Annotated in this window: 29 protein-coding genes; 12 read left to right on the forward strand and 17 right to left on the reverse strand. The window is 70.0% G+C overall.

The genetic code is table 11. The annotated features are described in order from the left end of the window. Window positions 1–86 precede the first annotated feature (86 nt). The 5 genes from FPZ12_RS30580 (at window position 87) to FPZ12_RS30600 (ending at window position 4,970) form a co-directional block, all read left to right on the forward strand. Window positions 87–641, forward strand: a complete 555-nt coding sequence (locus FPZ12_RS30580; protein WP_243770105.1) for a flavin reductase family protein — start codon at window positions 87–89, stop codon at window positions 639–641. Between the two features lie 78 nt (window positions 642–719). After that, complete coding sequence (locus tag FPZ12_RS30585) at window positions 720–2,207, forward strand: 4-hydroxyphenylacetate 3-hydroxylase family protein (protein ID WP_144757471.1); 1,488 nt, start codon at window positions 720–722, stop codon at window positions 2,205–2,207. Further along, window positions 2,204–3,052, forward strand: coding sequence for a catechol 1,2-dioxygenase (gene catA, locus FPZ12_RS30590; RefSeq protein ID WP_144757458.1), 849 nt, complete (start codon window positions 2,204–2,206; stop codon window positions 3,050–3,052). Before FPZ12_RS30585 ends, catA begins: the two co-directional genes overlap by 4 nt. Before the next feature lie 11 nt (window positions 3,053–3,063). Then, window positions 3,064–4,194, forward strand: a complete 1,131-nt coding sequence (locus FPZ12_RS30595; protein ID WP_144757460.1) for a muconate cycloisomerase family protein — start codon at window positions 3,064–3,066, stop codon at window positions 4,192–4,194. Continuing rightward, entirely contained in the window at window positions 4,188–4,970 is a 783-nt protein-coding gene (locus FPZ12_RS30600) for an IclR family transcriptional regulator domain-containing protein (RefSeq protein ID WP_144757462.1), read from the forward strand. Before FPZ12_RS30595 ends, FPZ12_RS30600 begins: the two co-directional genes overlap by 7 nt. Here the strand turns inward: FPZ12_RS30600 and FPZ12_RS45785 are convergent. Continuing rightward, window positions 4,960–5,130, reverse strand: a complete 171-nt coding sequence (locus FPZ12_RS45785) for a hypothetical protein (RefSeq protein WP_166462964.1) — start codon at window positions 5,128–5,130, stop codon at window positions 4,960–4,962. The genes FPZ12_RS30600 and FPZ12_RS45785 overlap by 11 nt on opposite strands. Before the next feature lie 71 nt (window positions 5,131–5,201). Here FPZ12_RS45785 and FPZ12_RS30605 point away from each other — a divergent pair, with 71 nt between their 5' ends. Beyond that, a complete protein-coding gene (locus FPZ12_RS30605; RefSeq protein WP_144757464.1) occupies window positions 5,202–6,155 on the forward strand; it encodes a GlxA family transcriptional regulator in 954 nt (317 codons plus the stop codon). 5 nt (window positions 6,156–6,160) lie between these two features. Here FPZ12_RS30605 and FPZ12_RS30610 read toward each other — a convergent pair whose 3' ends face one another. From FPZ12_RS30610 to FPZ12_RS30645, 8 genes are all read right to left on the reverse strand, one after another. Then, the gene (locus FPZ12_RS30610; RefSeq protein ID WP_166462965.1) at window positions 6,161–6,946 is read right to left on the reverse strand and encodes a putative hydro-lyase; all 786 of its coding nucleotides are present in this window, start codon (window positions 6,944–6,946) and stop codon (window positions 6,161–6,163) included. Window positions 6,947–6,986: 40 nt separating this feature from the next. Then, window positions 6,987–7,394: a MarR family winged helix-turn-helix transcriptional regulator gene (locus FPZ12_RS30615; RefSeq protein ID WP_243770106.1), complete on the reverse strand. Its 408-nt coding sequence runs from the start codon at window positions 7,392–7,394 to the stop codon at window positions 6,987–6,989. Beyond that, a complete protein-coding gene (locus tag FPZ12_RS30620) occupies window positions 7,391–8,827 on the reverse strand; it encodes an MFS transporter (protein WP_243770107.1) in 1,437 nt (478 codons plus the stop codon). Before FPZ12_RS30620 ends, FPZ12_RS30615 begins: the two co-directional genes overlap by 4 nt. Before the next feature lie 379 nt (window positions 8,828–9,206). Then, complete coding sequence (locus FPZ12_RS30625) at window positions 9,207–9,551, reverse strand: YrdB family protein (RefSeq protein ID WP_144755576.1); 345 nt, start codon at window positions 9,549–9,551, stop codon at window positions 9,207–9,209. After that, on the reverse strand, window positions 9,552–10,547 hold the full coding sequence (gene nudC, locus FPZ12_RS30630; RefSeq protein WP_144755573.1) for an NAD(+) diphosphatase: 996 nt from the start codon (window positions 10,545–10,547) through the stop codon (window positions 9,552–9,554). Beyond that, on the reverse strand, window positions 10,544–11,929 hold the full coding sequence (locus FPZ12_RS30635) for a M16 family metallopeptidase (protein ID WP_144755570.1): 1,386 nt from the start codon (window positions 11,927–11,929) through the stop codon (window positions 10,544–10,546). Before FPZ12_RS30635 ends, nudC begins: the two co-directional genes overlap by 4 nt. After that, entirely contained in the window at window positions 11,926–13,215 is a 1,290-nt protein-coding gene (locus FPZ12_RS30640) for a M16 family metallopeptidase (RefSeq protein WP_144755567.1), read from the reverse strand. The genes FPZ12_RS30635 and FPZ12_RS30640 overlap by 4 nt, the downstream gene beginning before the upstream one ends. A gap of 256 nt (window positions 13,216–13,471) precedes the next feature. Continuing rightward, window positions 13,472–14,047 carry a TetR/AcrR family transcriptional regulator gene (locus FPZ12_RS30645; protein ID WP_144755565.1) on the reverse strand — a complete coding sequence of 192 codons (576 nt, stop codon included), beginning with the start codon at window positions 14,045–14,047 and terminating at the stop codon, window positions 13,472–13,474. 66 nt (window positions 14,048–14,113) lie between these two features. Between FPZ12_RS30645 and FPZ12_RS30650 the strand changes: the two genes are divergently transcribed. Then, window positions 14,114–14,839: an SDR family oxidoreductase gene (locus FPZ12_RS30650; protein WP_144755562.1), complete on the forward strand. Its 726-nt coding sequence runs from the start codon at window positions 14,114–14,116 to the stop codon at window positions 14,837–14,839. Window positions 14,840–14,968: 129 nt separating this feature from the next. Continuing rightward, the gene (locus tag FPZ12_RS30655; RefSeq protein ID WP_144755558.1) at window positions 14,969–16,000 is read left to right on the forward strand and encodes a neutral zinc metallopeptidase; all 1,032 of its coding nucleotides are present in this window, start codon (window positions 14,969–14,971) and stop codon (window positions 15,998–16,000) included. Window positions 16,001–16,031: 31 nt separating this feature from the next. On the opposite strand, the gene FPZ12_RS30660 is transcribed toward FPZ12_RS30655, so the two are convergent. Continuing rightward, the gene (locus FPZ12_RS30660) at window positions 16,032–16,826 is read right to left on the reverse strand and encodes an RDD family protein (RefSeq protein WP_243770108.1); all 795 of its coding nucleotides are present in this window, start codon (window positions 16,824–16,826) and stop codon (window positions 16,032–16,034) included. Between the two features lie 23 nt (window positions 16,827–16,849). Between FPZ12_RS30660 and FPZ12_RS30665 the strand changes: the two genes are divergently transcribed. From FPZ12_RS30665 to FPZ12_RS30675, 3 genes are read left to right on the forward strand one after another with little or no spacing between them, the layout of a single operon-like run. Continuing rightward, the gene (locus tag FPZ12_RS30665) at window positions 16,850–17,857 is read left to right on the forward strand and encodes a stage II sporulation protein M (protein WP_144755555.1); all 1,008 of its coding nucleotides are present in this window, start codon (window positions 16,850–16,852) and stop codon (window positions 17,855–17,857) included. A 31-nt stretch (window positions 17,858–17,888) separates the two neighbouring features. Then, on the forward strand, window positions 17,889–18,107 hold the full coding sequence (locus FPZ12_RS30670; protein ID WP_144755552.1) for a hypothetical protein: 219 nt from the start codon (window positions 17,889–17,891) through the stop codon (window positions 18,105–18,107). A gap of 40 nt (window positions 18,108–18,147) precedes the next feature. After that, window positions 18,148–18,387 (forward strand): hypothetical protein, encoded by a 240-nt coding sequence (locus FPZ12_RS30675; RefSeq protein WP_144755549.1) that lies wholly within the window; start codon window positions 18,148–18,150, stop codon window positions 18,385–18,387. Between the two features lies 1 nt (window position 18,388). On the opposite strand, the gene FPZ12_RS30680 is transcribed toward FPZ12_RS30675, so the two are convergent. Genes FPZ12_RS30680 through FPZ12_RS30700 form a run of 5 tightly spaced genes read right to left on the reverse strand, consistent with a single transcriptional unit; the run spans window position 18,389 to window position 23,283 of the window. Further along, the gene (locus FPZ12_RS30680; RefSeq protein ID WP_144755547.1) at window positions 18,389–19,666 is read right to left on the reverse strand and encodes a DUF58 domain-containing protein; all 1,278 of its coding nucleotides are present in this window, start codon (window positions 19,664–19,666) and stop codon (window positions 18,389–18,391) included. Beyond that, entirely contained in the window at window positions 19,666–20,613 is a 948-nt protein-coding gene (locus FPZ12_RS30685; protein ID WP_243770109.1) for an AAA family ATPase, read from the reverse strand. The genes FPZ12_RS30680 and FPZ12_RS30685 overlap by 1 nt, the downstream gene beginning before the upstream one ends. Then, the gene (locus FPZ12_RS30690) at window positions 20,610–21,716 is read right to left on the reverse strand and encodes a DUF4350 domain-containing protein (protein ID WP_144755541.1); all 1,107 of its coding nucleotides are present in this window, start codon (window positions 21,714–21,716) and stop codon (window positions 20,610–20,612) included. Before FPZ12_RS30690 ends, FPZ12_RS30685 begins: the two co-directional genes overlap by 4 nt. After that, on the reverse strand, window positions 21,713–22,339 hold the full coding sequence (locus tag FPZ12_RS30695) for a DUF4129 domain-containing protein (RefSeq protein ID WP_243770110.1): 627 nt from the start codon (window positions 22,337–22,339) through the stop codon (window positions 21,713–21,715). The genes FPZ12_RS30690 and FPZ12_RS30695 overlap by 4 nt, the downstream gene beginning before the upstream one ends. Then, a complete protein-coding gene (locus FPZ12_RS30700) occupies window positions 22,336–23,283 on the reverse strand; it encodes a DUF7847 domain-containing protein (protein WP_144755538.1) in 948 nt (315 codons plus the stop codon). The genes FPZ12_RS30695 and FPZ12_RS30700 overlap by 4 nt, the downstream gene beginning before the upstream one ends. A 301-nt stretch (window positions 23,284–23,584) precedes the next feature. Between FPZ12_RS30700 and FPZ12_RS30705 the strand changes: the two genes are divergently transcribed. Next, complete coding sequence (locus tag FPZ12_RS30705; protein WP_144755535.1) at window positions 23,585–24,493, forward strand: neutral zinc metallopeptidase; 909 nt, start codon at window positions 23,585–23,587, stop codon at window positions 24,491–24,493. Between the two features lie 235 nt (window positions 24,494–24,728). Here the strand turns inward: FPZ12_RS30705 and FPZ12_RS30710 are convergent, their stop codons facing one another. Together FPZ12_RS30710 and FPZ12_RS30715 are read right to left on the reverse strand one after the other, a co-directional pair. Then, window positions 24,729–25,175, reverse strand: a complete 447-nt coding sequence (locus FPZ12_RS30710; protein ID WP_144755532.1) for a hypothetical protein — start codon at window positions 25,173–25,175, stop codon at window positions 24,729–24,731. Window positions 25,176–25,277: 102 nt separating this feature from the next. Beyond that, entirely contained in the window at window positions 25,278–26,279 is a 1,002-nt protein-coding gene (locus FPZ12_RS30715; protein WP_144755579.1) for a potassium channel family protein, read from the reverse strand. Between the last annotated feature and the right edge of the window lie 35 nt (window positions 26,280–26,314).

Below are 26,314 nucleotides of genomic sequence, written 5' to 3' on the forward strand. Positions count from 1 at the left end.
CCCATGCGCGGTACTCGCTCTTGACAGCCCGGAGTGGCCGGGGTCACAGTAGCTGACATCGCCGGATAGTGAACAAATTGTACGCAATGCGGACGGACATCATGAAGGTCGACACGCGTCAGCTCCGGAACTGCCTGGGACACTTCGCCACTGGCGTCACCGTCATCACCACCGAGGTCGACGGACACCCGCACGGCGCCACGGTCAACAGCTTCACCGCGGTGTCGCTGGACCCGCCGCTGGTGCTCGTCTCACTCGACCGCCGCACGAAGGCTTGTGGCTACCTCGAGGACCGCCCCTTCACGGTCAACCTGCTGCGCGAGCCGCAGGACGACGTCGCGCTTCATTTCGCGGGGAAACCGCGCACCGAGCCGGTCGAGTGGGCCCACGGCGAGTTCGGCCCGCGCCTGCCCGGCTCGCTCGCCCACGTGGCCTGCTCACCGTGGCGCAGCTACGACGGCGGGGACCACGTGCTGTTCCTCGGCAGGGTCGAGGAGTTCGAGTTCACCGGAGGTGACCCGCTGGTCTTCTACCTCGGCGAGTTCCGCCACCTCGGCACAGCCTTCGAAACCGTGCCCTGGATGGAATCCGCCGACTGTCCATCCACTTTGGACTTCAGCTGGCTGCGGCCGGTCTCGTAGTCCCACCACCGCGCACTCAACGACGAGGAGCGAATACCCGTGACCATCCAGGACCAGAGCACCCGGGTGACCAGCCCGATGACCGGCGACGAGTACATCGAGAGCATCCGGGACGGCCGCGAGATCTTCATCTACGGCGACAAGGTGGACGACGTCACCACCCACCCCGCCTTCCGCAACTCCGTGCGGACCACAGCCCGCCTGTACGACGCCCTGCACGACCCCGCCAAACGGGACGTGCTCACCGCGCCCACCGACACCGGCAGCAAAGGCGTCACACACCCCTTCTTCCGCACCCCGCACAGCAGCGCCGACCTGTACGCCGACCGTGACGCGATCGCGGAGTGGGCGAAGATGACCTACGGCTGGATGGGCCGCAGCCCCGACTACAAGGCCGCGTTCCTCGGCACGCTCGGCGCCAACGCCGATTTCTACGAGCCCTACGCGGAAAACGCCCGCCGCTGGTACACCGAATCGCAGGAGAAGGTTCTCTACTGGAACCACGCCATCATCAATCCGCCGGTGGACCGCGACCGCGCGCCCGACGACGTGAAGGACATCTTCATCCACGTCGAGGAAGAACGCGACGACGGCCTGATCGTCTCCGGCGCCAAAGTGGTGGCCACCGGTTCCGCGATCACGCACTACAATTTCATCGCGCACTACGGCCTGCCGATCAAGAAGCGCGAATTCGCGTTGGTGTGCACGGTGCCGATGGGTGCGCCGGGGATGAAGCTGATCTGCCGCCATTCCTACGCGCAGAACGCGTCCAGCCCGTTCGACTACCCGTTGTCGTCCCGGTTCGACGAGAACGACACGATCTTCATCCTGGACAAGGTGAAGATCCCGTGGGAGAACGTGTTCATCTACGGCGATGCGGAAAAGGCCAGCACCTTCTTCCCCGGCTCCGGCTTCCTGCACCGGTTCACCTTCCACGGCGTCACCCGGCTCGCGGTCAAACTCGACTTCATCGCCGGCCTGCTGATGAAAGGCGTGGAAGCCACCGGCACCAAGGACTTCCGCGGCATCCAGACCCGCGTCGGCGAGGTCATCGGCTGGCGCAACATGTTCTGGGCCCTCTCCGACGCGATGGCCGCCCGCCCCGACGAATGGAAGGACGGCGCCGTCCTCCCGCACCTGGACTACGGGCTGGCCTACCGCTGGTTCATGACCGTCGGCTACCCCCGCGTCCGCGAAATCATCCTCCAGGATCTCGGGTCCGGGCTCATTTACCTGCCCTCGCACGCCAGCGATTTCCGATCCCCGGAAATCCGGCCGTACCTGGACCAGTACGTGCGCGGCTCGAACGGCATGGACGCCGTCGAACGCGTGAAGCTCATGAAACTGATCTGGGACTCCATCGGCAGCGAATTCGGCGGCCGCCACGAGCTCTACGAACGCAACTACTCCGGCAACCACGAAGGCGTCCGCGCCGAACTCCTCTTCGCCGCCCAGCAATCCGGCCAGGCCGATTCGATGAAGGGCTTCGCCGAACAGTGCATGGCCGAGTACGACCTCGACGGCTGGACGGTACCCGACCTGATCAACCCCGGGAGCCCACGATGACCACCACGGGAAACGCGCCCACCGCAGCGGGTTCGGGCGCCAACGCCACCAAATCCTTCCAGGCCACGCGGCAGCACGCCGGAGGAACGACCTCGCCCGAGCGGGTCAGTGCGGTCGTGCGCGCCGTGCTTTCCGGTGTGCACCAAGCGATCCGCACCGAGAAGGTGACCTACCCCGAGTACCAGGCCGCCAAGCAGTGGCTGATCGAACTCGGCGAGGGCGGCGAATGGCCGCTGTTCCTCGACGTGTTCGTGGAGCACGTCGTCGAGGAGGTCGCGGCCGAAACCCAGCACGGCACGGTCGGCACCATCCTCGGCCCGTACTACCTGCCGGACGCGCCCAAACTCCCATCGGTGAGCACGCTTCCCATGCGCCCCAACGAAAAGGGCACGCCGCTGGTGTTCACCGGGCAGGTCCGCGACACCGCGGGCAACCCGGTGCCGGGCGCCGAGCTGGACCTGTGGCAGGCCGACGACGAGGGCTACTACTCCGGGTTCGCCCCGCACCTGCCCGAGGGAAACCTGCGCGGCGTGATCGTCACCGACGCCGAAGGCCGGTTCGAGGTCACCACGATCCGGCCCGCGCCCTACCAGATCCCGACCGACGGGCCGACCGGGAACCTCATCGAGGCGGCTGGCTGGCATCCGTGGCGGCCCGCGCACCTGCACCTGATCGTGCGCGCCGGCGGCTTCCGCGACATCACCACCCAGCTCTACTTCGAGGGCGGGCAATGGGTGGACGACGACGTCGCGCAGGCCACCAAACCGGAACTGGTGCTCGCGCCGCGGCAGGGCGAGGACGCCAGGCTCCGCGCGCGGTACGACTTCGTGCTCGAACCCGCCTGAGGAGCCGGCCCATGTCCCTGACCATCACCGGGGTCGACACCGCGATCGTCGACCTGCCGTTGCGGCGACCGCACCGGTTCAAGTCGATGACCGCCACGCACCAGAGCTACCTGCTGGTGTGGGTGCGCACCGCGGACGGCATCACCGGGACCGGCGAGTCCGTCGTGCCCGGTGGTCCTTGGTGGGGCGGGGAAAGCGTCGAAACCATGCGCGGCATCATCGACGCCTACTTCGCCGCCGAACTGGTCGGCGGGGACGCCACCCGGGTCGAGCAGCTCATGCACCGGCTCGACCGGGTGGCCGCGGGCAACTCCTTCGCGAAGGCGGCCATCGAGATCGCGTTGTACGACGCCTGCGGGCTCGCGCTCGGCGTGCCGGTGTACCGGTTGCTCGGCGGGCTTTACCGGGACAGGATCCCGGTCACCTGGGCGCTGGGCGCGGAGGACGCGGACATCGTCATCGCCGAGGCCGAGGAGAAACTCGCCGCGGGGCTGCATTCCAGTTTCAAACTGAAGATGGGCGCGAGCGAGCCGCGGGCGGACGCCGAGCGGATCGTCGCGGTCGCGAAAGCGCTCGGGGACAAGGCAAGCGTCCGCGTGGACCTCAACGCGGCGTGGGACGAGCCGACCTCGACGCGCTGGCTTCCCGCGTTGGCCCAGGCCGGGGTCGAACTGGTCGAACAACCGGTGCCGGGCTGGAATGTCGAGGCGATGCGGCGGCTCGCCGCGCGGCTCGACATCCCGATCATGGCCGACGAGAGCCTGCAGTCGGTGCACGACGCGTTCACCTTGTGCCGCACCGAAGCCGCCGACATCTTCTCGCTGAAAATCCACAAGCTGGGCGGCCTGACCGCGACGAAGAAGACCGCCGCGGTTGCCGAAGCGGCCGGGCTGCCCTGCCACGGCGGGTCGAGCATCGAAAGCTCGCTCGGCACCGCGGCCGCCGCGCACGCCTACGCGGCGATCTCGAACGTCACCTTCGGCTGCGAACTGTTCGGCCCGCTGCTGCTGGCCGAAGACCTGGTGACCGAGCCGGTACGTTACGAGGAGGGCGGGCTCCGCGTCCCGGACGGGCCGGGGCTCGGCGTCGAGCTCGATCTGGACCAGGTCGGCAGACACGGCAGGGGAGGTTCCCGGTGGTGAAAACGGAGGACCAGAAGGACTACGTGCAGTCCCTGGAGCGGGGCCTGTCGGTGATCCTGGCGTTCTCCGACCACCGGCCGCAGCTGACGCTGAGCGAGGTGGCGGAGTTGACCGCCCTGTCCCGGCCCACCGTGCGCCGGCTGCTGCTCACCTTGGAGCAACTGGGTTACGTGCGTTCGGAGGGCCGGTACTTCTCCCTCACGCCGCACGTCCTCGGACTCGGCTACGCGTATCTCTCGTCGCTGAACCTGACGGAGGTGGCCCAGCCGTTCATGGAGGAGGTCACCAAGATCACCGGGCAGACCTGCTCACTGTCCGCTTTGGACGGTCATGACGCGGTGTTCCTGGCCAGGGTCCCGGCCAAGCAGGTCATGCGGATGACGCTGACCACCGGCACCAGGCTCCCCGCGTTCGCCACCTCGATGGGACGGGTGCTGCTCGCCGGGCTGCCGGAGCACCAGCTCGAAGAAACCCTTTGCGGGCTCACGCTTTCCCCGCTCACGGCACACACCGTCACCGACACGGCCACCCTGCGCGAACGGCTCGCGGAGGTGCGCGAGCAGGGCTGGGCCCTGGTGGACCAGGAGTTCGAGGAAGGCGTGCGCTCGCTGTCCGCGCCGGTGCGGGACACCGGCTGCCGGGTGATCGCCACCCTGTCGATGTCGGTGCCCGCCCGGCAGTACTCACTCGAGGACATCAAGGAAAATCTCTTGCCGGTGGTCCGGGACAACGCGCACGAGATCAGCAAACGGCTCGGCGCGAGCGTCAGCCGCTGACCCGGTCGCGTGCGGCCAGCTCCGCGGAAACTCTTGCCTCGTCACGGTTTTCGACATCGGTACTGCCGGCCATCCGGCCGGGCATGGTGCGGCGGTGGTTGCGCTCGAGGCCGTAGACGACGAGTCCGAGTACGGCCAGCAGGATCAGCAGAATCATCATGGCACTAATTGTTGGCCCGCCGATTTCCTGCCACCAGTGGCAGGACTGACCCAGTGCGCTAAAATACTGCCATGTTGAAGACGGTGGCCGTGGTGCTGATCGACGGGATCGCCCCCTTCGAGTTCGGGCTCATCTGCGAGGTGTTCGGCATCGACCGCACCGAGGACGGGGTGCCGCCCTTCGAGTTCCGCGTCTGCGGCGAACGCCCTGGTGAGCCGCTGCGCTCCACCGTCCCCGGCGCGCTGTTGACGCCCGCGCTCGGCCTCGACGCGTTGAAGGGCGCGGACCTCGTCTGCGTCCCGGCGGTCAAGGTCCGCGACGAGTACCCGCCCGCCGTCCTCGACGCGGTCCGCAAGGCGTCGGCGCGCGGTGCGACGATCCTGTCCGTGTGCAGCGGCGCGTACCTGCTCGGCGCCGCGGGCCTGCTCGACGGGCGGCACTGCACCACGCACTGGCACGAGATCGACGCCTTCATCGAGCGTTTTCCCGAGGCGAAGGTCGATCCCGACGTCCTGTTCGTCGACGAGGGCGACCTGATCACCAGCGCGGGCACCGCCGCCGGCATCGACGCCTGCCTGCACCTGGTCCGCCGCGAACTCGGCTCCGCCGTCGCCACGGCCATCGCCCGCCGCATGGTGGTGCCGCCGCAGCGGGACGGCGGCCAGCGTCAGTTCGTCGAGCAGCCGATCCCGGAATGCACGGCGGACAGCCTGCAGCCGGTGCTGGCGTGGATGCTGGAGAACCTCGCCGAGGAGCACACCGTCGCCGCGCTCGCCAAGCGCGCGCAGATGTCCGAGCGCACGTTCGCCCGCCGCTTCGTCGCCGAAACCGGGACGACGCCGCACAAATGGCTTTCCGGGCAACGGGTTCTGCACGCGCGGGCGCTACTGGAGGACACCGCGCTGGGCATCGAAGAGGTCGCGCGGGAATGCGGTTTCGGCAGCGCCGCCCTGCTGCGCCACCACTTCAACCGCGTGGTCGGCGTCTCCCCGCACGACTACCGACGAACGTTCTCCCCCGCCTGAGGGGGTCAGACCCGGTACTCCCCGTCCTCCACATCGGTCACGAACATGTGCCCCGGCGCGTGCGTGATCGCGAACGGCGGCCGGGAGGCCATCAACGCCGCCTGCGGCGTCACCCCGCAGCCCCAGAACACCGGCACGTCCCCGTCGCGGAAGTCCAGCGCCTCCCCGAAATCCGGCTTGTCCAGGTTCTCGATGCCCAGCTCCGCGGGGTCGCCGACGTGCACGGGCGCGCCGTGCACCGCGGGCATCCGGCCGCTGATCTCGATCGCACGCTCCACCTGGGCCGCCGGGATCGGGCGCATCGACACGACCATCGGCCCGTGCAGCCTGCCCGCCGGTCGGCACTCGCGGTCGGTCACGTACATCGCCACGTTCCGGCCCTGTTCCCAATGGCGCAAGGGGATTCCGTCCGCGGCGAGCCCGCTCTCGAAGGTGAAGCTGCAGCCGATCAGGAACCCGACGAGGTCCTCGCCCCAGTCGACCCGGGTGGTTTCCTCGGCCAGCTCCCCGTCCCGCCACACCCGGTAGCGCGGGAAGTCGGTGCTCAGGTCGGCTCCCGGGGCGAGCACGGTGGCCGTGCTGCCGGGGTCCGTCACGTCGAGCACCGGGCAGGGTTTCGGGTTGCGCTGGCAGAACAACAGCACGTCGAACGCCCAATCCCGGGGCACGGCGATGAGGTTGGCCTGTGTGTACCCGCTCACCCAGCCCGCCGTGGGACTGACAGTGCCCTCGCGGAAGAGCGCCCGCGCTTGGACCGGAGACAGGGCAGCCGGGTCTTCTACGATGGTCATCGCCCCACTGCACCAGATACCGGCCGTGGATACCAAGTCCTCAACCGGTGACTCGTGCGAGGATTTCGTCCAATTTCGCCAGTTCCGCCGCCGGCAGGGCGAGTAACGGCTCCGGCGGGGTGGCCAGGATCTTCGAGGCACGCTCGGCGAGCACGCGTCCCTCGGCGGTCACGTGCACGATCCGGCTGCGGCGGTCGTCCGGGTGCACCGTGCGCTCGACGAGCCCGCGCTCCTCCAGGTCGTCCACCAGGACGGTGGCGTACGGCCGGTCGGTGAGCAGCTCCTCGGCGAGCTCCCGCATCGTCATCGGGCGATTCGCCAAGCGCCGCAACACCTTCGTCTTCACGAAGCTCATCCCGAGCTCGTCGACCAGAAACTTGCGGCGGTCGTGCCGCTCCATCACCAGCACGCGCATCCGCTCCCAGACGCGCTCCGCCGTTTCGCTCACCGGGTGCTCACCGCCACCTGCTCCTCGTGCACGAACCTGGCCGCTGTCCGCCGGGCCCAGTGCCCCGTCGTGGCAAAGCCCAGCGTCACCACCGCGATCCCGCATCCGGCCATGATCCACCACGCGACGTGACTCGCCTGGGCGAACCCGGTCTGGATCGGGCCCTGCACCCTCGACGTCACGACCGCACCGAGCACCGCGACGCCCAGCGCCCCGCCGACCTGCCGGCTCGTGGAGGCGACCGCGGCCGCGACCCCGGCCTGTTCGCGCGGCATCCCGGACACCGCGGTGTTGGTGATCGGCGGGTTGACCATGCCGAAGCCGATCCCGAACACCAGGTACGTCAGGATCAGGTACCCCAGCGACGTGTCCGCGGAAAGGCGCGTGAGCAACAGCCCGGAAACGAGGATCCCCGCGCCGCCGGTCATCAGCGGCAACCGTGGCCCCCAGCCGGCCACGATCCGGCCCGCGACCGGCGCCAGCCCGAAGATCATCGCCGCCGTCGGGAGCGTCAGCAGCCCCGCGTGCAGCGGCGAAAACCCGCGCACGTTCTGCAGGTAGATCGCGTTGAGGAAGAGGAACCCGCCCATGCAGGCGAAACTGCTCACCGCGATCAGCGTGGCACCGGAGAACGGCGCACTGGTGAAGAAGCGCGGGTCGATCAACGGCTCTTCGCGGCGTTTTTCGTACGGGACAAGGATTATCAGCGCTATCAGGGCGATCGCGAAGCAGCCGAGCGTCTGCACGGACAGCCAGCCCGCGCGTGGCGCCTCGATGATCCCGTAGGTCAGCACGCCGAGGATCACGAAGATCAGCGCCTGCCCCACCGGATCCACCCGCCGCGCCCGCGACGCCTTCGACTCCGGCACGAACACCGCGGCGAGCACCAGCGCCGCCACGCCGATCGGCACGTTGATCCAGAAGATCGCCCGCCAGCCGACCGTGTCCACGAGCGCCCCGCCGATCACCGGCCCGAGCGCCATGCTCACCCCGAACACGCCGGCCCAGATCCCGATCGCCTTCGCGCGCTCGCGGGCGTCGGTGAAGGTGTTGGTGACGATCGACATCGCGACCGGGTTCAGCATGCTGCCGCCGACCGCCTGCACCATCCGGAAGACGATCAGCAACGTCACGCTCGGGGCGATGCTGCACAACAGGGAGCCGAGGGTGAACACGGCCAGCCCCGTCTGGAAGACACGCCGCCTGCCGACCCGGTCCGCGGTCGAGCCGGACAGCATCAGCAGGCTCGCCACCACCAGCGAATAGGCGTCGATCGTCCACTGCAGGCTCGACACCCGCGCGCCGAAGTCGCGCTGGATCGCGGGCAGGGCGAGGTTGACGATCGTGTTGTCCATCGAGACGAGGAACAGGCTGAGGCAGCAGATGGCGAGGATCAGCCACCGGCGCTTCTGGTTCGGCTCCGCCAAGGACACTCCCCGATAGTTGTAGGTCTATAACAGTTAGCACTGTACAACTTTTTCGGTGCGCATGGCGGGGATGCACCTTGTGAGGTGGAACGCGCTTCTTTGCCCCTCCCGCGGGCGTGTTTGCCCCTCCCGCGCGCGTGTTGGCGACTCGCCCTGGCGTGTTGGCCGCCCGCGTTGGCGTGTTTGCCCTTCCCGCGGGCGTGTCGCCCCTCCCGCGCGCGAGTTCGCCCCTCCCGTTGGCGTGTTGGCCCCTCCCCGGCGCGTGTTTGCTGCCTCGGGAGCCAACACACCAACGCAGGCGGCCAACACACCACCACGAACGGCCAACACGCCAACGCGGGCGGCCAACACACCACCACGAACGGCCAACGCAAGCCGGGGAAGGTTACGCGGGGCGGGGTGGTTTGCGGGTCACCGTCACGTAGGCGGTGTTCGCGACCACGAGAACCGCGAAGACGATGGCCAGTACGAGGTGCCCGGTGGCGACGAGAGCCGCCACCGCGGCACCGAACACGATCGCCTTCACCAGCAGGACTCCGGCCAGTGGCAACGAAAACGAGGCGCGCGGGGCCGCGAACAGGCCCCACACCACAGCGGCCAGCACGGGAGCGCCGATGCCGAAGACCAGCTTCAGCGCCATCCCGTCACCGGTCTCGAAACCCCAGTACGCCAGCACCGCCAACGCCAGGAGTTCCAGCAGGAACGCCAGTCCTTCGTTGACCAGCCGCACTCACGCCTCCGCGTAGGCCCAGGATTCCAGCATCACTCTGGCGATCGACGAGTTGCCCGGCAGCATGATGTGCCTGCCGCCACCGATCGGGGTCGGCGCGCCGTCGTTCTCGAACGCCGCGCGCACGTGGGCGCGGGGCACCCACAGGGCTTCCTCGATCTCCGACTCGTCCGGGGTCAGCGGTTTCGAAGCGTCCGCGCGGGCGGTGAAACCCAGCATGATCGAGCGCGGGAACGGCCACGGCTGGCTGCCGAGGTAGCGCACATCCCACACCTCGGCGCCGACCTCCTCCCGGATCTCGCGGGTCACGCAGCCTTCCAGCGACTCCCCCGCCTCGACGAACCCGGCCAGCACCGAGTACCGGCCCTCGGGCCAGATCGGTTGCCGCGCAAGGAGAACGCGCTCCCCGTTCACCCCGGCGTCGTCGTGGACGAGGGTGATCGTGGCGGGGTCGGTGCGCGGGTACTCCTCGTGGTCCTTCGCCTCGCACCGGGTGGCCCAGCCGAACTGCACGCGCCGTGTGGGGCTGCCGTCACGGGCGCAGAACCGCCCGCGCCGGTGCCAGTTCCGCAGCGCGATCGCCGTCGTGTACAGCCCGGCGGAGGTGTCGTCCAGCCGGTCGCCGTACCCGCGCAGGTCGACCCACAGCTCGCCGTCGACCTTCGGGACCTCCTCGACCACGCCCCAGCTGCCCGCGATCCGCTCGGTTTCGGCTTCACCGACCGGGTTTCCGGGCAGCGACCAGTAGTCCGCGCCCTCCCATTCGCCGAGGAACACCGCCTCGTCGGGCGGAGTGTCGCCGAAGGCCAGCGCCTTGCGGGTGGCGATCACGCCGTCCTCGCGGACGGGGGTGCGGGAACCGTCGTCGAGCACCAGGACCTGCGCCTCGGGCCAGCGCGCCCGCAGCCGGTCCGGGTTGTTCCGCAATGCTTCCTGACGGTCCACAGTGGACCGGGAGAGGGTGGGGACCGTGTTCAGCGAGAAGGGGGCACTCATGAGGCGGCAGGCTCTCCCACGGTGAACCCGCCCAGCGCGCCCAGTTTCGGCGCGAGGGACTCGGCGTCCCCGACCACCACACCGGTGAACCTGGTGGGAGCGAAGAACTCCAGCGCCGCCTGCGCGACCTCGTCCACCGTCACCGCGGCAAGTCGCGCCGGATGCGCCGCCAGCCATTCCTCGCCGAGCCCGGTCGACGCGAGCGCGGCCAGCTGGCTGGCCAGCCCCGTCTGCGAACCCGTGGAGGTCAGCAGCGAGCCGATCGCGTATTGGCGCACCGACTCCACCTCCTCCGCGGTCGGCGGAACCAGCCCGAGCCTGCCCAGTTCGTACTGGGTTTCCAGGACCGCGGCCGCCGTCACCTCGTTCGCGGTGTCGGCGTCCACGCCCACCGTCGCCGTGGCGCCGGTGAACTCGAAGCCGGAATGCGCGCTGTACGTGTAACCCTTGTCCTCACGGATGTTCTCGACCAGCCGCGACGAGAAGTAGCCGCCGTAGGCCAGGTTCGCCAGCTGCAGCGCCGCGTATCCCGGGTCCGTGCGGGGCAGCGCCTGCGCGATGAATCGGATCTGCGACTGCACCGCGCCGTCCCGCGGCACCAGCAGCACGTCGCCGCCGGTGACCTGCGGCAGCGCGGGCAGCACCGCCGCCGAACCCTCGGATTTCCAGCCCTGCAAGGCTTTCTCGATCTCACCGACCACGTTGTCCGGGTCGATGTCGCCGACCAGGACCAGCACCGAACCGCGCGGCAGCACCGCCGCGGCGTGCAGCGCGCGCACGCCCTCCGGCGTCACCCGCGAGACGTCCTCGGCCTGCGGGATCTCCCTGGTCACCGGGTGCTCGCCGTAGACGTGCTTCAGCAGCGCCTCGCGCGCGATCACCCGCGGCTGCGTCCGCGAGACAGCCAGCCGCTCGACCAGCCGTGCCGACTCGCGCGCGACTTCGTTGTCCACATAGGACGCCGAAGTGAGCACATCGGACAGCACGTCCAGCAGCGTGGGCAGCCCGCTCGCGAGCGCGTTGCCGCTGATGGCCAGGCGCTCCGGGTCGACGGAGGTGCTCAGCTCGCCGCCGATCAGCGCCAGCTCGGTGTCGACGCCGATCCGGTCACGCCGGGCCGTGCCGGTCAACATGGTCTCGGCCAGCACCTCGGCCGTCGCCGCGTGCAGCTGTTCGCCACCCGCGAACGGGATGCGCAGCCGGAGCTCCACCAGCGGCACGTTGGCCTTGCGGACGGCCAGCACACGCAGGCCGTTGGCGAGCGTGGTGTCCACATGGGACAGATCGGCGGCCGCGCGCTGCTCGCCGAGCGGCGGGACCTCGCGGGGGCCCTGCGCCGTCCGGCCGATCTCGGCCGCGTCGCGATGCGTCGCTGAAGTCACTTCTCTCCTTCGGTGGTGGACGGCTCGACCAGCAGGACCGCGCGCGAGTCGGGGCGCAACGCCTTGGCCGCCGCTGAAACGTCCGCCGCGGTGACGCCCGCCATCCGGTCGGCGAGCGCGTAGATCAGGGACGGGTCGCCGTAGAGCAGTTCGAACGAGCCGAGGCCGAGCGTGCGGGACACCAGCCTGTCGTGCTCGCCGTGCAGGGCGGCCGCCCAGCGCGCGGTGACCTTCTTCAGCTCCTGCTCGTCCGGCGGGGTCACGGCGAGCTTCTCCAGCTCCTCGTCGACCGCGGCCAGCACCTGGTCCGGCGAGACGTCCGGCGGGTGGATCGCGGTGACCGAGAACGTGTCCGGGTCACGCGCCTCGAACGGACCGAACAGCCCGGCGCCCGCGCCGACGTCGACCACCAGCGGCTCGCGGTGCACCAGGCGCTGCTGCAGACGGGAGCCGTCACCGTCGCTGAGCACACCAGCCAGTACGAGATTCGCCAGGTACGCGTCGAGCTCGTTGACCGGGTCCGGCATCCGATAGCCGATCGCGAGCGCGGGCAGCGGGGCGTGCGGATCCACGTGGCTGTCGCGGACTTCGCCGGTGGGCGGCGGCTCGGCGAACGAGCGGCGCGGCGGGACAGGGCGGTGCGGGACGTCGCCGAAGTGCTTGTCGATCAGCTCGCGGGCGCGGTCCGGCTCGAAGTCACCGGCGACGGTGAGCACGGCGTTCGCTGGCGAGTAATAGGTGTCGAAGAAGGCCGCGCAGTCGTCCAGAGTGGCCTGTTCGAGGTCGGAGAAGTCGCCGTACCCGTTGTGCGCGTTGGGAAAGGTCTGGTAGAGCACCGGCGGCAGCAGGATCCACGGGAACCCGCCGTACGGCCGGTTCAGCACGTTGAGCCGGATCTCTTCCTTGACCACGTCGATCTGGTTGGCCAGGTTCTCCTGGGTCAGCTTCGGCGCGCGCATCCGGTCGGCCTCGAGGAACAGCGCGCGCTCCAGCGCGGCCGAGGGCAGCACCTCGAAGTAGTCGGTGTAGTCCGGATGCGTGGACCCGTTGAAGGTGCCGCCGCTGGACTGCACCAGCTTGAAGTGGGCCAGCTTCTCGAGGCTCTCACTGCCCTGGAACATCAGGTGCTCGAAGAGGTGGGCGAACCCGGTGCGCCCCTCCGGCTCCGAACGGAAGCCCACGTCGTAGTGCACGGACACCCCGACAACGGGCGCGGTCGCGTCCGGCGCGAGCACCACGCGGAGGCCGTTGTCCAGGGTGAAGCGAATGATTTCGGGTGCGCCCATGCTGCCCACCTTACGGCTTACACGAAGGTGTCCCTCGGCGGATTCAGCCGTCGAACGGTGCGCCCATACCGCGCAGCAACATCACGGCTTACACGAAGGTGCCCGTCGGCGGATTCAGCCGTCGAACGGTGCGCCCATACCGCGCAGCAACATCACGGCTTACACGAAGGTGTCCCTCGGCGGATTCAGCCGTCGAACGGTGCGCCCATACCGCGCAGCAACATCACGGCTTACACGACGGTGCCCGTCGCGGGATTCACACGCTGAGCATCAACCCGATCGCGGCGGTGATCTCGTGGGCCAGCTTCGCGTCGACCGGACCGTGGTGGGACAGCATCCGGTACCACATCGTGCCGAAGGCGAAGTCCACCACGAGCGGCAGCGGCACCGCTTCGCGCAGCTTCCCGGCCTTTACGCCGCGCTGCAGCATTTCGCGCAGCGCGTCCCGGCGCGGCCCGATCACGGTGCTCTGCAACTGCTCGGACAACGCCGCGTCGTGCTGGGCGTCCGCCATCAGCCCGATCAGTGCCTTGCCGGTGATTTCGTGCGTGAGCTCGTAAGTGAGCTTCAGCAGCTTCTCGACGTCTTCGAGCGTTTCGCCGGTTTCCTCGAAGCGGACCGGTAATTCGCGTTCACGCAGGTCTATCAGCGCCGCGAGCAGCACCTGCGCCTTGTCCGGCCACCAGCGGTAGACCGTCTGCCGCCCTACGCCCGCTTCGTCGGCCAGCGCCTTGATCGTCAGCTGCTGGTAGCCGTCGCGCTCGCACAGCCGCAGCGCGGTGTCGAGGATCGCGCGCCGGGCTTCTTCGCTTCGGGGACGTCCGCGGTTCATGGGCGGCACTTTACAAGACACTGTGCCTCGAATATATTTACGAGGCACAGTGACTCGAAAAGGGAGATGGGTACCTTGACCGAACGTGTCGTGATCGTCGGTGGCACCTCGGGCATCGGGCTGGCCACCGCGCAGCGGCTGGTCGACGGTGGCCGCGAGGTCGTGGTGACCGGGCGAAACACCGCGAAGCTCGAGAAAGCGCTGGAGCAGCTCGGCAAGAACGCGAGCGGTCAGCCGGTCGACGCGCGTGACCCGCAGGCGCTGACGGCGTTCTTCGCCGGGCTCGGCCCGATCCACCACGTCGTCGTGACGGTGACGGGCGAGCCGGGTACGAAGGCGTTCGCCGAACTGGAAGCCGCGGACCTGCGCGAAGGCGTCGAAGGGAAGCTGCAGCCCCACACCATGACGGCGCGGGCCGCGCTGCCCGTGCTCGAAAAAGGCGGTTCGATCACCTTCATCACGGCGGCGTCGGCGGGAGCCGCGATGCCAGGCACCGCGGCCTTAGCGGCGGTGAACGCGGGCATCGAGGCGATGGTGCCGGTGCTGGCGGTGGAGCTCGCGCCGGTGCGGGTCAACGCCGTTTCTCCCGGCATCGTCGACACCGGCTGGTGGGACTTCCTCGGCGAAGCGCGGACGGAAACGTTCGCACAGCTGGCTTCCGGCACGCCTGCCGGCCGCGTCGGCGAGCCGGCCGACATCGCCTCGGCGATCGGCTTCCTGATCGACAACACCTTCACCACCGGTGTGGTGCTCCGCGTCGACGGCGGGGCGCGGCTGGCTTCTCCGGCGTGACGTGACCTTCTAACAGGTCTTTTTCCGGTTCTTGCCAAGATCACCCGGATGGGCTCAGGCACCCTCTATGCTGCAAAGCGCCCGCCGAGCAGCCGCGGGTGTGCCTGAGCACCGGGAGATCAGCCGGCGATGAGCCAACCGCCCTACGGCCAGTGGCCGCCCCCGCAATGGGGCCCGTACCCGCCACGGCCGCCGGTCAAGAAGTACAACACCCCGCTCATCGTCGCGGTGAGCCTGTTCAGCGCGGTGCTGGTCAGCCTTGCCGTCGTGATCATCGTGGTGACCGTGCCCTCAGGCGGCGGGAACAGCGCGGCGGCCTACGCCACGCCGATCAGCACGACCTCGGACACGCCGACCACCACCCGGTCTTCGCGGACCACCACCAGCCGCAGCAGCAGCTCGTCGAGCAGCACCACCACGACGGTCACCTCCAGCGGGCCGCGCAAGATCGTCACGCTGGCCGACCATCCGCTGATGGCCAACCCGAACGCGGGCCTGTCCAACGCGGCCTGCTCGGTGCCCGGCTGGCCGAGCAGCCCCGCCGCGTCCGAAGCCTTCTTCACCGCCGCCGCCCAGTGCCTCAACGCGCGCTGGGGCGAGCTGCTCGACTCGATGAACCTGCCGTTCCACCCGCCGCAGCTGGAGTTCCCCACCGGCAGCAGCTTCACCACCGACTGCGGCACCATCGACGTCGGCATCGCCACCGCGGCCTACTACTGCAAGGACCACCTCTACGTCCCGTACCGCGGCCTGCAGACCGACCAGTACGGCAACCAGCCCGGCGTGTACCTGGCGCTGTTCGCGCACGAGTACGGCCACCACGTGCAGGACCTCGTCGGCCTGATGGACGCCGCGTGGCAGGTGATCAACGCCGACGGGCAGGACAGCGCGGGCGGGCTGGACATGTCGCGCCGCAAGGAGCTGCAGGCGCAGTGCTTCTCCGGGCTGTTCATGGGTTCCACCGCGAACCGCGGCGGGACGGTTTCGCAGAAGGTGTTCGACACGGCGTGGAACGACCAGGAAACCCGGGGCGACAACACTTCCGGCAGCCACGACCACGGCACCAACGCGCACTACGCGGCCTGGTGGCGCAAAGGCGCGCAGAGCGACCGCATCTCGCAGTGCAACACCTTCTCGGCATCAAGCGGAGACGTCAGCTAGGAAGCGGCGAACTCGGCATCGAGCGGGGACGTCAGCCAGGCGGGTCGAAGGGGCCCTGCGGCTCGCGTCCGGCGGGCAGGCCGGTGATCCGGTTGCGGCGTTCGGCGAGCACGGCCATCAGGTACGCCCACGGCGGCACGTCGGCCGACCACCACGGGGCGCCGATCTGCCCGGACAGCTCGTTCACCAGCTCGCTGCCGAGCGCGTCCCGCGCCTGCGGCCGCATCTGCTGGTAGCGCGCGAGGTACTGGCGGCTCGCGAGCGCGAGTTCGTCGCTCAGCCCGGAGAGGTCCAGCTGCGCGGCCCACTCCGTGAGCGCCGGTGGCATCACGATGAGCGGGGCCGCGGGCTCCTCCCCCCGCTCCTGGATCACCACGGTGCCCGCCAGGTAGTCCCCGACCCGCTTGGATTTGCTGGAGCACAAGGAAACCACCAGCGCCACGATGCTCCACACCGCGACCGGCCCGAAGTCGACGATCGCGCCGGAGAGGCCGCGGGTCAGCGCGTGCCGGAACCGGATCGGGCCGCCGTCGTCGCGCACGGCGCGCAGTCCGAACGCGAGCTTGCCCAGCGTCCGGCCGCCCGTCAGCGTTTCGAACAGCACGGGGTAGCCCACCCGGACGAGCACCAGCGCGGCCAGCGAAAGCGCGATGCCGAGCGCCTCGTCGTGCACCCCGGCGAGCGTGATCACGAGCACGAACAGCAACAGGACCACGGCCTGCACGACGATGTCGATCGCGAACGCGAGCGCGCGGCTGGCGAGCCGGGCGAGGCGGAGCTCCAGCACGACCGCGTCGCCGGTCACCAACTCGGAGTCGGACTGCACCCGGCAACTGTAGTCTGAGCGGCGTGGACGTCGACCTGTTCTCCGCCAACCATCGCGCGGAATGGGACAGGCTGGCGCAGCTGGTCGAGCGCAGCCGTTCGCTGGACGGCGCGGAGGCCGACGAGTTGGTCACGCTGTACCAGCGCAGCGCCACGCACCTGTCGATGGTGCGGGCTTCGGCGCCGGATCCGGCGCTGCTGGCCCGGTTGTCCACTCTCGTCACGCGGGCCCGCTCGGCAGTCGCCGGCAGCCACGACCCGGCCTGGCGCGAGGTCGGTTTGTTCTTCTCCCAACGGTTTCCGGCCGCGGTGTACCGCTCGCGGCGGTGGTGGCTGTCCACCGCGGTGGTGACGATCGTGGTGAGCGCCCTGCTCGCCGCGTGGATCGCGGCCGACGCCGGGGTGCGCGGCAGCCTCGCCACCCCGGACGCGATCAAACAGCTGACCGAGCCGGGCGGCAGCTTCGAGACCTACTACTCCAGCAACCCGGCAGGCTCGTTCGCGGCGCAGGTCTGGACGAACAACGCGTGGGTGGCGGCGACCTGCCTGTTCTTCGGTGTACTGGGCGGAATCCCGGTGCTGATCGCCTTGTGGGCGAACGCCGCCAACGTCGGGATGAGCGCGGGCCTGATGGCCGCGGCCGGGCGGCTGGACATCTTCTTCGGGCTGATCACCCCGCACGGGTTGCTGGAGCTGACTGCCGTTTTCGTCGCGGCGGGCACCGGGCTGCGGCTCGCGTGGACCGTCGTCAACCCGGGCCCCCGCACGCGCGGGGTGGCGCTCGCGCAGGAAGGGCGTGCGGTCGCCGCGATGGCGCTGGGGCTGGCGTGCGTGCTGCTCGTGTCGGGGGTGATCGAGGCTTTCGTCACCCCGTCCGGGCTCCCGACGTGGGCCCGCATCGGCATCGGCGTACTGGCCGAACTCGCTTTCCTGGCTTACGTTTTCGTGCTCGGACGGCGTGCCGCGCTGTCCGGCGTGACGGGTGACGTGGACGCGCGCTCGGGCGGCGACACGCGGCCCGAGGCGGGCTGAGCCGAGGGGCCAGGCGCGCTATCGTGGCGCGATGGAACTGCCGCTGCCCGAGGATCTGGAAGCCCAGGTGCTGGCCCGCGCGGAGGACGCCGGGCTGCCCGTCGGCGAGTGGATCGTCGCCGCGCTGCAGCGGGAGGCGTTCCGGCAGCTGTGCGAGAAGACGGACGACTGGTGGCGCCACCACCCCGACGAGGCACGGGCCGCGACCGAGGATTACGAGTACCGCCATCGTGGCTCTTCGGCCGCGTAGGGGCGAGCTGTGGACTGTCGCCGGCCCGGTTCGGCGGCGCGTGCTGGTCTACAGCGGCGACATGTTCAACGAGCTCGGCAGCGTGCCGTACGTGATCACGATGGAGGTCGTGGCGGAGCCGGATCCGTTGACCGTGACCACGGAAGACGGCGTGCACATCTCGTACACGCGCCTGGATCACGTGCCGAAGAGCGCGCTGGCGGAGCGTGTCGGGGAGATTCCGGCGGAGCTGCTGCAGACGGTGAACACCCGGCTTTTCCTGGTGCTGACCACTTCCTGAGCTACAGCCGGCCGGCGGCCTTCAACGCCAGGTAGCGATCCGCGAGCCCCGGCGCCAGCTGGTCGGGCAGTTCGTCCACCACCTCGACGCCTTGGCGCCCCAGCAATCCCGTCACCCAGCGGCGCTCCGCCAACGTCCGTTCCGCGGCGGCCGCGTCGTAAACGGCTTCGGCATCGCCGCGGCCCGCGGCCATTTCGGCGACTCGCGGATCCTGCACGGCAGCCAGCAGAACCCGGTGCCGGGCGGTCAGCAGCGGCAGCACCGGGAGTAAACCTTCCTCGATCGGCGCGGTGTCGAGACCGGTCAGCAGCACCACGAGAGCGCGTCGTCGCGTCCGCTTCAGCACTTCGCCGACGAGGCCACGCGCGTCTGTCTCGATGAGGCTCGGCTCGACAGGCGCGAGAGCCTGCGCGAACGACGTTGCGCCCTTCGCCGCCGCATGCAGCTCGCGGTCGTACGCCAGCAGTTCGACTCGGTCTCCCGCCTGCGAAGCGAGCGTGCCCAGTAGTAAGGCCGCCTCGATCGCCGCGTCCAGGCGGGGCGCGTCGCCGACCCGGCCGGCCGCCGTGCGCCCGGTGTCCAGCACCAGCACGAGATGCCGGTCGCGCTCCGGCCGCCACGTCCGCACCATCACGTCCGCCGAACGCGCCGTCGCGCGCCAGTCGATGGAGCGCACGTCGTCCCCGATCACGTACTCGCGCAGGGAATCGAACTCCATGCCCTCGCCGCGCACCATCGCCGCCTGGCGGCCGTCCAGCTGCTGCAGCCGGGCCAGCCGCGCGGGCAGGTGTTTCCGGCTGTGGAACGGCGGCAGCACCCGGACTTCGCCGGGCACCCGGTGCGAACCCTGCCGGGCCGCGAGCCCGAGCGGCCCGATCGAACGGACCGTCACGCGATGCGCCGAGCGCGTCCCACGCCGGGAAGGCCGCAGCCGCAACGAAATCGTGCGCGACTCCCCCGGGCCGACCACGAGCGGATGCCGGTCCGACTCAACCCCGGCGCTCGGCGGCCACGCGTCGCGCAGCGCACCACGCACCACGCGGCTGCCGGGGTTGGTGACCGTCAGCGTCACCTCGATCGGCTCCCCGAGCCTGCCGGAAGTGGCGCCACCACGGGAAAAACTCAGCCCGCGCACCCCGCCCGCGAGCGCGAGATCCACCAGCACCAGCAGCACGAGCACGGCCAGTACGGCGAGCACCCCGGTCCACGAAGGGAGCGCGAGCGTCACCACCACGACGCCGATGAGCGCCAGGACGCCGACTCTCGCGGTGATGCTCATCAGCGCGGCACGGGGACCGAGGCGAGCAGCCTGTCGAGCACGCCGTCCGTGGTCACGCCCTCCAGCTCGGCCTCCGGCCGCAGCTCCAGCCGATGCCGCAAAGCGGGGCGTGCCAACGACTTCACGTCGTCCGGCGTGGCGTAGTCGCGCCCGGCCAGCCACGCCCACGCGCGCGTGGCCGCGAGTAAAGCCGTCGCCCCGCGAGGCGAAGCGCCGAGCCGCACCGACGGCAGGGAACGGGTCGCGCGGCAGAGGTCGACGATGTAGCCGAGCACCTCGGGGCTCACGGTGACGCCCGCGACCGCCGCTCGCGCCTCGGCCAGCTGCGCGGCGTTCGCGACAGGGCGGACACCCGCCGCCGTGAGGTCGCGTGGGTCGAAACCGTTGGCGTGCCGGGACAAAATGCCGATCTCGTCCTCACGCGACGGCACCGGCACGGTCAGCTTCAGCAGGAACCGGTCGAGCTGCGCCTCGGGCAGCGAGTACGTGCCCTCGTACTCGACCGGGTTCTGCGTGGCGATCACGATGAACGGGTCCGGCAGCGCCCGCGCCCTGCCGTCCACCGAGACCTGCCGCTCCTCCATCGCCTCCAGCAGCGCGGACTGCGTTTTCGGCGGGGTTCGGTTGATCTCGTCGGCGAGCAGCAGGTTCGTGAACACCGGGCCCTCGCGGAAGGAGAACTCGCTGCTGTGCGAGTCGTACACGAGGGAACCGGTCACGTCGCCGGGCATCAGGTCCGGGGTGAACTGGATCCGCGTGGTCTCCAGGTCCAGTGCCGCCGCGAGCGCGCGCACCAGCAGGGTTTTCGCCACCCCCGGCACGCCTTCGACGAGCACGTGCCCGCGGCAGAGCAACGCGATGATCAGCCCGGTGACGGCGGCGTCGTTGCCCACCACGGCTTTGCCGACTTCGGCCCGCAACGCGACCAGCGCATCCCGAGTGCTCAAAATCCCCGTACCTCACTTTCGAGCCGGTCGAGTTCCTCCGCGAACCGGACCAGCGACGCGTCGTCCCCCGGAGCGGGACCGTACAGCAGCGCGCCCGCGTCACGGCCGCACCGCGCCATGATCGCGCTCAACACCGCCTCCGGCTCCGCGTCGAGGCCGAGCCCCAACACCGGCAGCAGCCGGGAAAGCGTGGCCTGGCGCAGGATTCCCGCGGCGTGCGCGGCGGAGCCGGATCTGCGGTAGAGCCGGGCGCGGCCTTCCACCGTCTCGGCGGCCCGCACCACTACCGGGAGCGGCTCGGGCACGACAGGGCCGAGCCGACGCGCCCGCCACAAGACGAACAGCACGGCGGCAACGGCGACCTGCACGCCACCGAAGAACCAGCTGCGGGGCAACAGATCCGTGAGCGAACGCGGTTGCGCGCCCGCCGTCGTGTCGCCCGCTGTGGGCAAATACCAGACCAGCGTCGGTTCCTTGCCGAGGAGCCGGAAGGCCAGCGCCGCGTCGCCCTCGTCGTCGAGCCGGTCGTTGGTGAACGGGGTGCCGGTGCCGAGCAAGGTGGTGCTGCCGCTCAGCTGCAACAAGGACCCGCCGTAGCAGGGCCGCGCGCGCTCGTGCGGCTCGTACTCGGTGCCGCCCAGGACAGCGTCACCCGCCGCGACGGCGGCCGCGACCGTGCACCCCGGCGAGCGAACGCCGACGTCGGACTCGCCTTTGATGCTCACACTCGGCAGCAGCAGGTCGAGCGTTTCCTGGCTGGGCGCGACGAACACCGCGTCCCCGGCGCGGCCGCGCAGCAGGCTGAGCTTGCCCGGCTCGACGAGATCGGGGTCCGTCACGAGCAGGGTCGCGTTGTCCCCCAACGCCGAGGACGCCTCGTCGAAGGTCCGCGCCGTGACGATGTGCACGCCCTGCTGCTCCAGCAAACGCGCCAGCGCAAGGGAACCGCCGGGCGCGGCAGCACCGGGATCGAGCGCGCCGCCGGACTCGCCGCTGCGGACCAGCGCGAGCCCGACCGCGCCGAGGATGATCACCACGGCGATGAACAGCGGTGCCCTCGCGGCCTGCCAGATCCGCTTCCCGTCCGGCGAAACCGTTGTCACGCAAGCACTCCCGGCCGCTCACGCCGCACCCGCTCGTCCAGCGCGGCGAGGCGGGCGTAGTCCTCGGCCGTGGCCGGCCTGCCGCCGTAGTGCACCGCGTCGAACAGGTTCGCGGCGACGACGAGCTCCTCGCGCGCCGCCGGCAACCGCGCTCCCGCGTCTCGCGCGGCTTCGTCCGCGGTACGGCCGGAGCGGGTGTCGAGCACGCCGCGTTCCTCCAGACCCCGCACGAGCGCACGGAACCTTTCCCGCACGGCGGCGACGATGTCCCCGGCCGCGAACGCCTCCTCGGCAGCACGCCGGTACTCCGCGGCCGCACGCGGGCGGGCTTCGAAAACCTCGCGACTCCCCCGCACCGTCCGCGCGACCTTCCCCACGCGCAGCCGCACCACGACGATCACCAGCACCACCACGGCAAGCAGCACCAGCAACCCCAGCGTCCCACCGGGCACCACCCCGGAGATCGCGGAGAACAGCTCGCCCACGCGGTGCGCGAGCCAGCTCAGCGCGCGCTGGAACCAGCTGGGCTCGGCGGCCCGGTACTCGGGCTTCGCCAGCTCCTCGGCCGCCATCCGGCGTGCGTCGTCCCGGTCGATCGTGACCGGGACGTCGGCCGGGATCACCTCGCGCCGGCGGCGCGGGCGAGCTGGATGTCCATCCCCTCCCGGCGCATCCGCTGGTCGATGTAGAGCAGCGCGGTGGCCCCGGCCACGAACGGCGCGATCACCGTCTGCGCCACGACCGAGCCCAGCGCGGACAGCAACTGCGCGCCCATCGACTCACCGGCCACGTCGGCGCCGGTGAGGCTGCCCTGCAGGTTGAACGGGATCTGGATGACGCTGCCGATGATCAGCTGCGCGATCACGGTCAGCAGCAGGATGCCGAAGACGCGCCACCAGTTGCCCCACACCAGCGCCCGCGACCGGCGCAGCGACTCGCCCAGCGTGCTCTGCTCCAGCACGAGCGCCGGGGCCGCGAGGCTGAACAGGACGTACAGCAGCACGCCGGGGATGAGGAAGATCGCCGCGCCCACCGCGACCATGATCGTGAACAGCACCGTCACGCCGAACAGCGCGAGCAGCCGCGGCCGCAGCTCGGCCCACGCCTCACCGAACGTGACCGGGCGGCCGAGTACGGCCTTGCCCACGACGACCGTCATGAACCCGGACAGGAAGGTGCGGGCGAGCACGGAAATGACCAGCGCGATGCCGAGCTGGCTGGAGCTCTGCTTGAACACGTCACCCAGGTACTGCAGCTGCTCCTGCTCGGTGGCACCGGCACCGGGCGCCTGGAGCGTGGGCTGATTGCTCAGCAGCCAGTAGTCGGCGCCGAAGTTCAGCGCGACGGAGACGATCGCGACCACGGCGGACACCCCGAACACCAGGCCCGGGTACCGGCGCATGGTGGCGACGGCGCCGTCGAGGATCTCCCCGACCCGCAACGGCCGCAGCGGGATGACGCCGGGCTTGCCGAACCCCGAGACGGGGTCGCGGCGCTGGGGCGGTGGCGCGGGTGGCAGGTCTCCGCCTGGCTGGTCGGGATTGGTCCAGCCCCCGGGCTCGCTCATCGGGACACTCCAGTCTTCGTCTGCTTACGCGCCCACTCTCGCAGAGCCGGGGCACGCCGACCACAACGGGCGCGCCGTGTTATTCGGATTCGTGACCTGACGGAGCCTGGTTACCAATCCGATCGAAAGTAGGCGGAAACGGGCCGTGACGGATTCGCTCATCGGGATCCTTTTCCGCCGTGGCTGTAATCGGATTGGTAACGAATGACGCAGTATGCTGACGCCGATGACGCAGCCGCCTCGCCCGAAACCGGGTACGTCGGGTCCCGGTCGAAGGCACCGGCGATCGAAGTCGTCCTCGATGCCGGTCACGGCGTTCACCTTCAGCGCGCTGGCCGTGCTGCTGGCGGGGCTCGTGGTGTTCATCACGGTCAATCGTGGCACCCACGACGACAGCGGCGGCGGGAGCGCGCAGGCCACCTCGACGACCCCCTCTCCGCCGCCGGAAACCACCCCCACGCCGGCGTCCGGCGGAGGCGCGGCGTCCGGGCAGAAGGTGCTGAAGCTCGCCGACCACCCGATCCTGCAGGACCCGAACGCCGGACTGCAGAACATCGTGTGCCGGCTGCCCGCGTGGCAGAGCAACCAAGCCGCGGCGCAGGCGTTCTTCACCGCCGCCGAGCAGTGCCTGAACGACGCGTGGGGCCCGTTCCTCGAGTACTACCACCTGCCGTTCAGCCCGCCGACCCTGCACTTCCCGACCGGCGCGAGCTTCCAGACCGCGTGCGGCACGATCGGCGTCGGGGTGGCCACGGCCGCCTACTACTGCGACAACAACCTGTACGTGCCGTACAACGGGCTGCAGATCGACCAGTACGGCAACAACCCCGGCGTGTACCTGGCGTTGTTCGCGCACGAGTACGGGCATCACGTGCAGGAGGTCGCCGGGATCATGGACGCGGTCTGGCAGCAGATCTACCAGGTCGGCGAGAACACCCCGGCCGGGCTCGACCTGTCGCGGCGCAAGGAGCTGCAGGCGCAGTGCTTCTCCGGGATGTTCCTCGGCGCGGTGGTGGACCGGGGCGGCTCGGTCACGCACGACATGTACGCCAAGGCGTGGCGTGACCAGGACACCCGTGGCGACAACACCTCCGGCAGCCACGACCACGGCACCAACGCGAACTACGCGGCCTGGTGGCGCAAGGGCGCGCAGAACAACCGGATCGCCCAGTGCAACACGTTCTCCGCCCCCGCGTCGGAAGTCTCCTGACCGAAGCCGTCCGCGTGTTGGCCCCTCCCGCGCGTACGTTGGCCCCTCGCGCGCACGAGTTGGCCCCTCGCGCGCACGGCTTGGCCTCTCCCCGCGGCGCGCCCTCGGACGGTGGCCGAGACGCCAACCCCCGACGGCCAACACCCCGACGCCACGGGCAAACACGCCGACGCGGGGGGCCAACACGCCCGCGGGAGGGGCAAACACGCCGGTCGAGGCCGGCGCCGGGGCCGGGCTAGGCCGCGACTGTCGGGCGGCGTGGTCCTCGTTGCACCAGGAACGCGTACACGGCTCCGCTGATGCAGCTCAGCGCCAGCAGTACGAGGCCGACTGGGCGGCGCAGCGGGCTGTCGCCGACGTTCACGTCGGCCAGGTGCACGTCCGCGGTGCCGGAGCCGATGCCGGTCGGCACCAGGATGTCCACCTTGTCGCCCTTGTCGTGCCCGCAGGCGTCCAGTGACCCGGTGTGGTTCTGGCTGCCGAACTCGAACTCCACCGTCTCCTTGGCGCCGGAGTTCGCGCAGTCGGCGGGAACGCTGACCGTGGCCGGGGTGACCGTGCCCTGCGGGGCCTCGGTACCGCCGAGCGCGCCGGGGCCCGCCCACCAGACGACGACCACGACGACGATGCCGACCAGCACCGCGACCAGCAGTGAGTTCCACCGGATGTGCGGATGGATCATGCCGTCGGCCGCGGCGCGAACGAGCTCTGGACTACCTGCACCCGCTCAATGTTTCCAGATCCCGCCGGGGAAGCACAGGCAAGTCGGCGAGTCCGAGAGGTATCACTCGTTCTGGTCGGCCGGGGTGACTTTCTTGACGTAGAGCAACCGGTCGCCGGGTTCGATGGCGTCCACCTGCGGGGAGTCCACCCGGTGCAGGGTCCCGTCGCGCACCACGCCGAGGACGATGTCGGGCAAATGCCGCGGCGAGCCACCCTCCTCCGACTGCTCGACCTGACGCTCCGCGATCGCCAGCCCCGACTCCGGGGTCAGCAGGTCCTCCACCATGTCCACGACGACCGGGGTCGAGGTGGCCATGCCGAGCAGCCTGCCCGCGGTCTCGCTGGAGACCACCACCTGGTTCGCGCCGGACTGCTTGAGGAGGTGGACGTTCTCCGCTTCCCGTACCGAAGCGACGATATGCGCCTTCGGGGCCATTTCCCGCGCCGTGAGGGTGACCAGCACGGCCGAGTCGTCCCGGTTCGTCGCGACGACCACGGCACGCGCCCGCTGCACGCCCGCGACGCGCAGGACGTCCGAGCGGGTGGCCGAACCGTGCACGGTGACGAGGCCGAGCGCCGCCGCGGCGTCGAGCGCCTGCTGGTCGGTGTCGACGACGACCACCCGGTTCGCCTCGACGTTCTCGTCGCCGAGCAGGGTGTTGACCGCGGACCGGCCCTTCGTGCCGAAACCGACGACAACCACGTGGTCCCGCACCTTGGACCTCCACTTCTGAATCCGGAACGCCTGGCGGGAACGTTCGGTGAGCACTTCCAGTGTGGTCCCGACCAGCACGATCAGGAACAGCACCCGCAGCGGGGTCACGACGAGGACGTTGACCAGCCGCGCGGCCGAGCTCACCGGGGTGATGTCGCCGTAGCCGGTGGTCGAGAGCGAGACCGTCGCGTAGTAGAAACTGTCCAAAAGCGACAGGCCGTCGCCGTTGACGTCGCGGTAGCCGTCCCGGCCGGCGTAGACGATGAAAACCGCCGCCACCAGCGCGAGCAGGGCACCGATGATCCGGCGGCTGATCGACCGCATCGGGCTGATCGACGGCTCCGGCATTCTGATGATGCCGACGAGCTTGTAGTCCGCTCGGT

This window comes from Amycolatopsis acidicola (assembly GCF_007713735.2).
GTDB classification, from domain to species: Bacteria; Actinomycetota; Actinomycetes; order Mycobacteriales; family Pseudonocardiaceae; genus Amycolatopsis_E; species Amycolatopsis_E acidicola.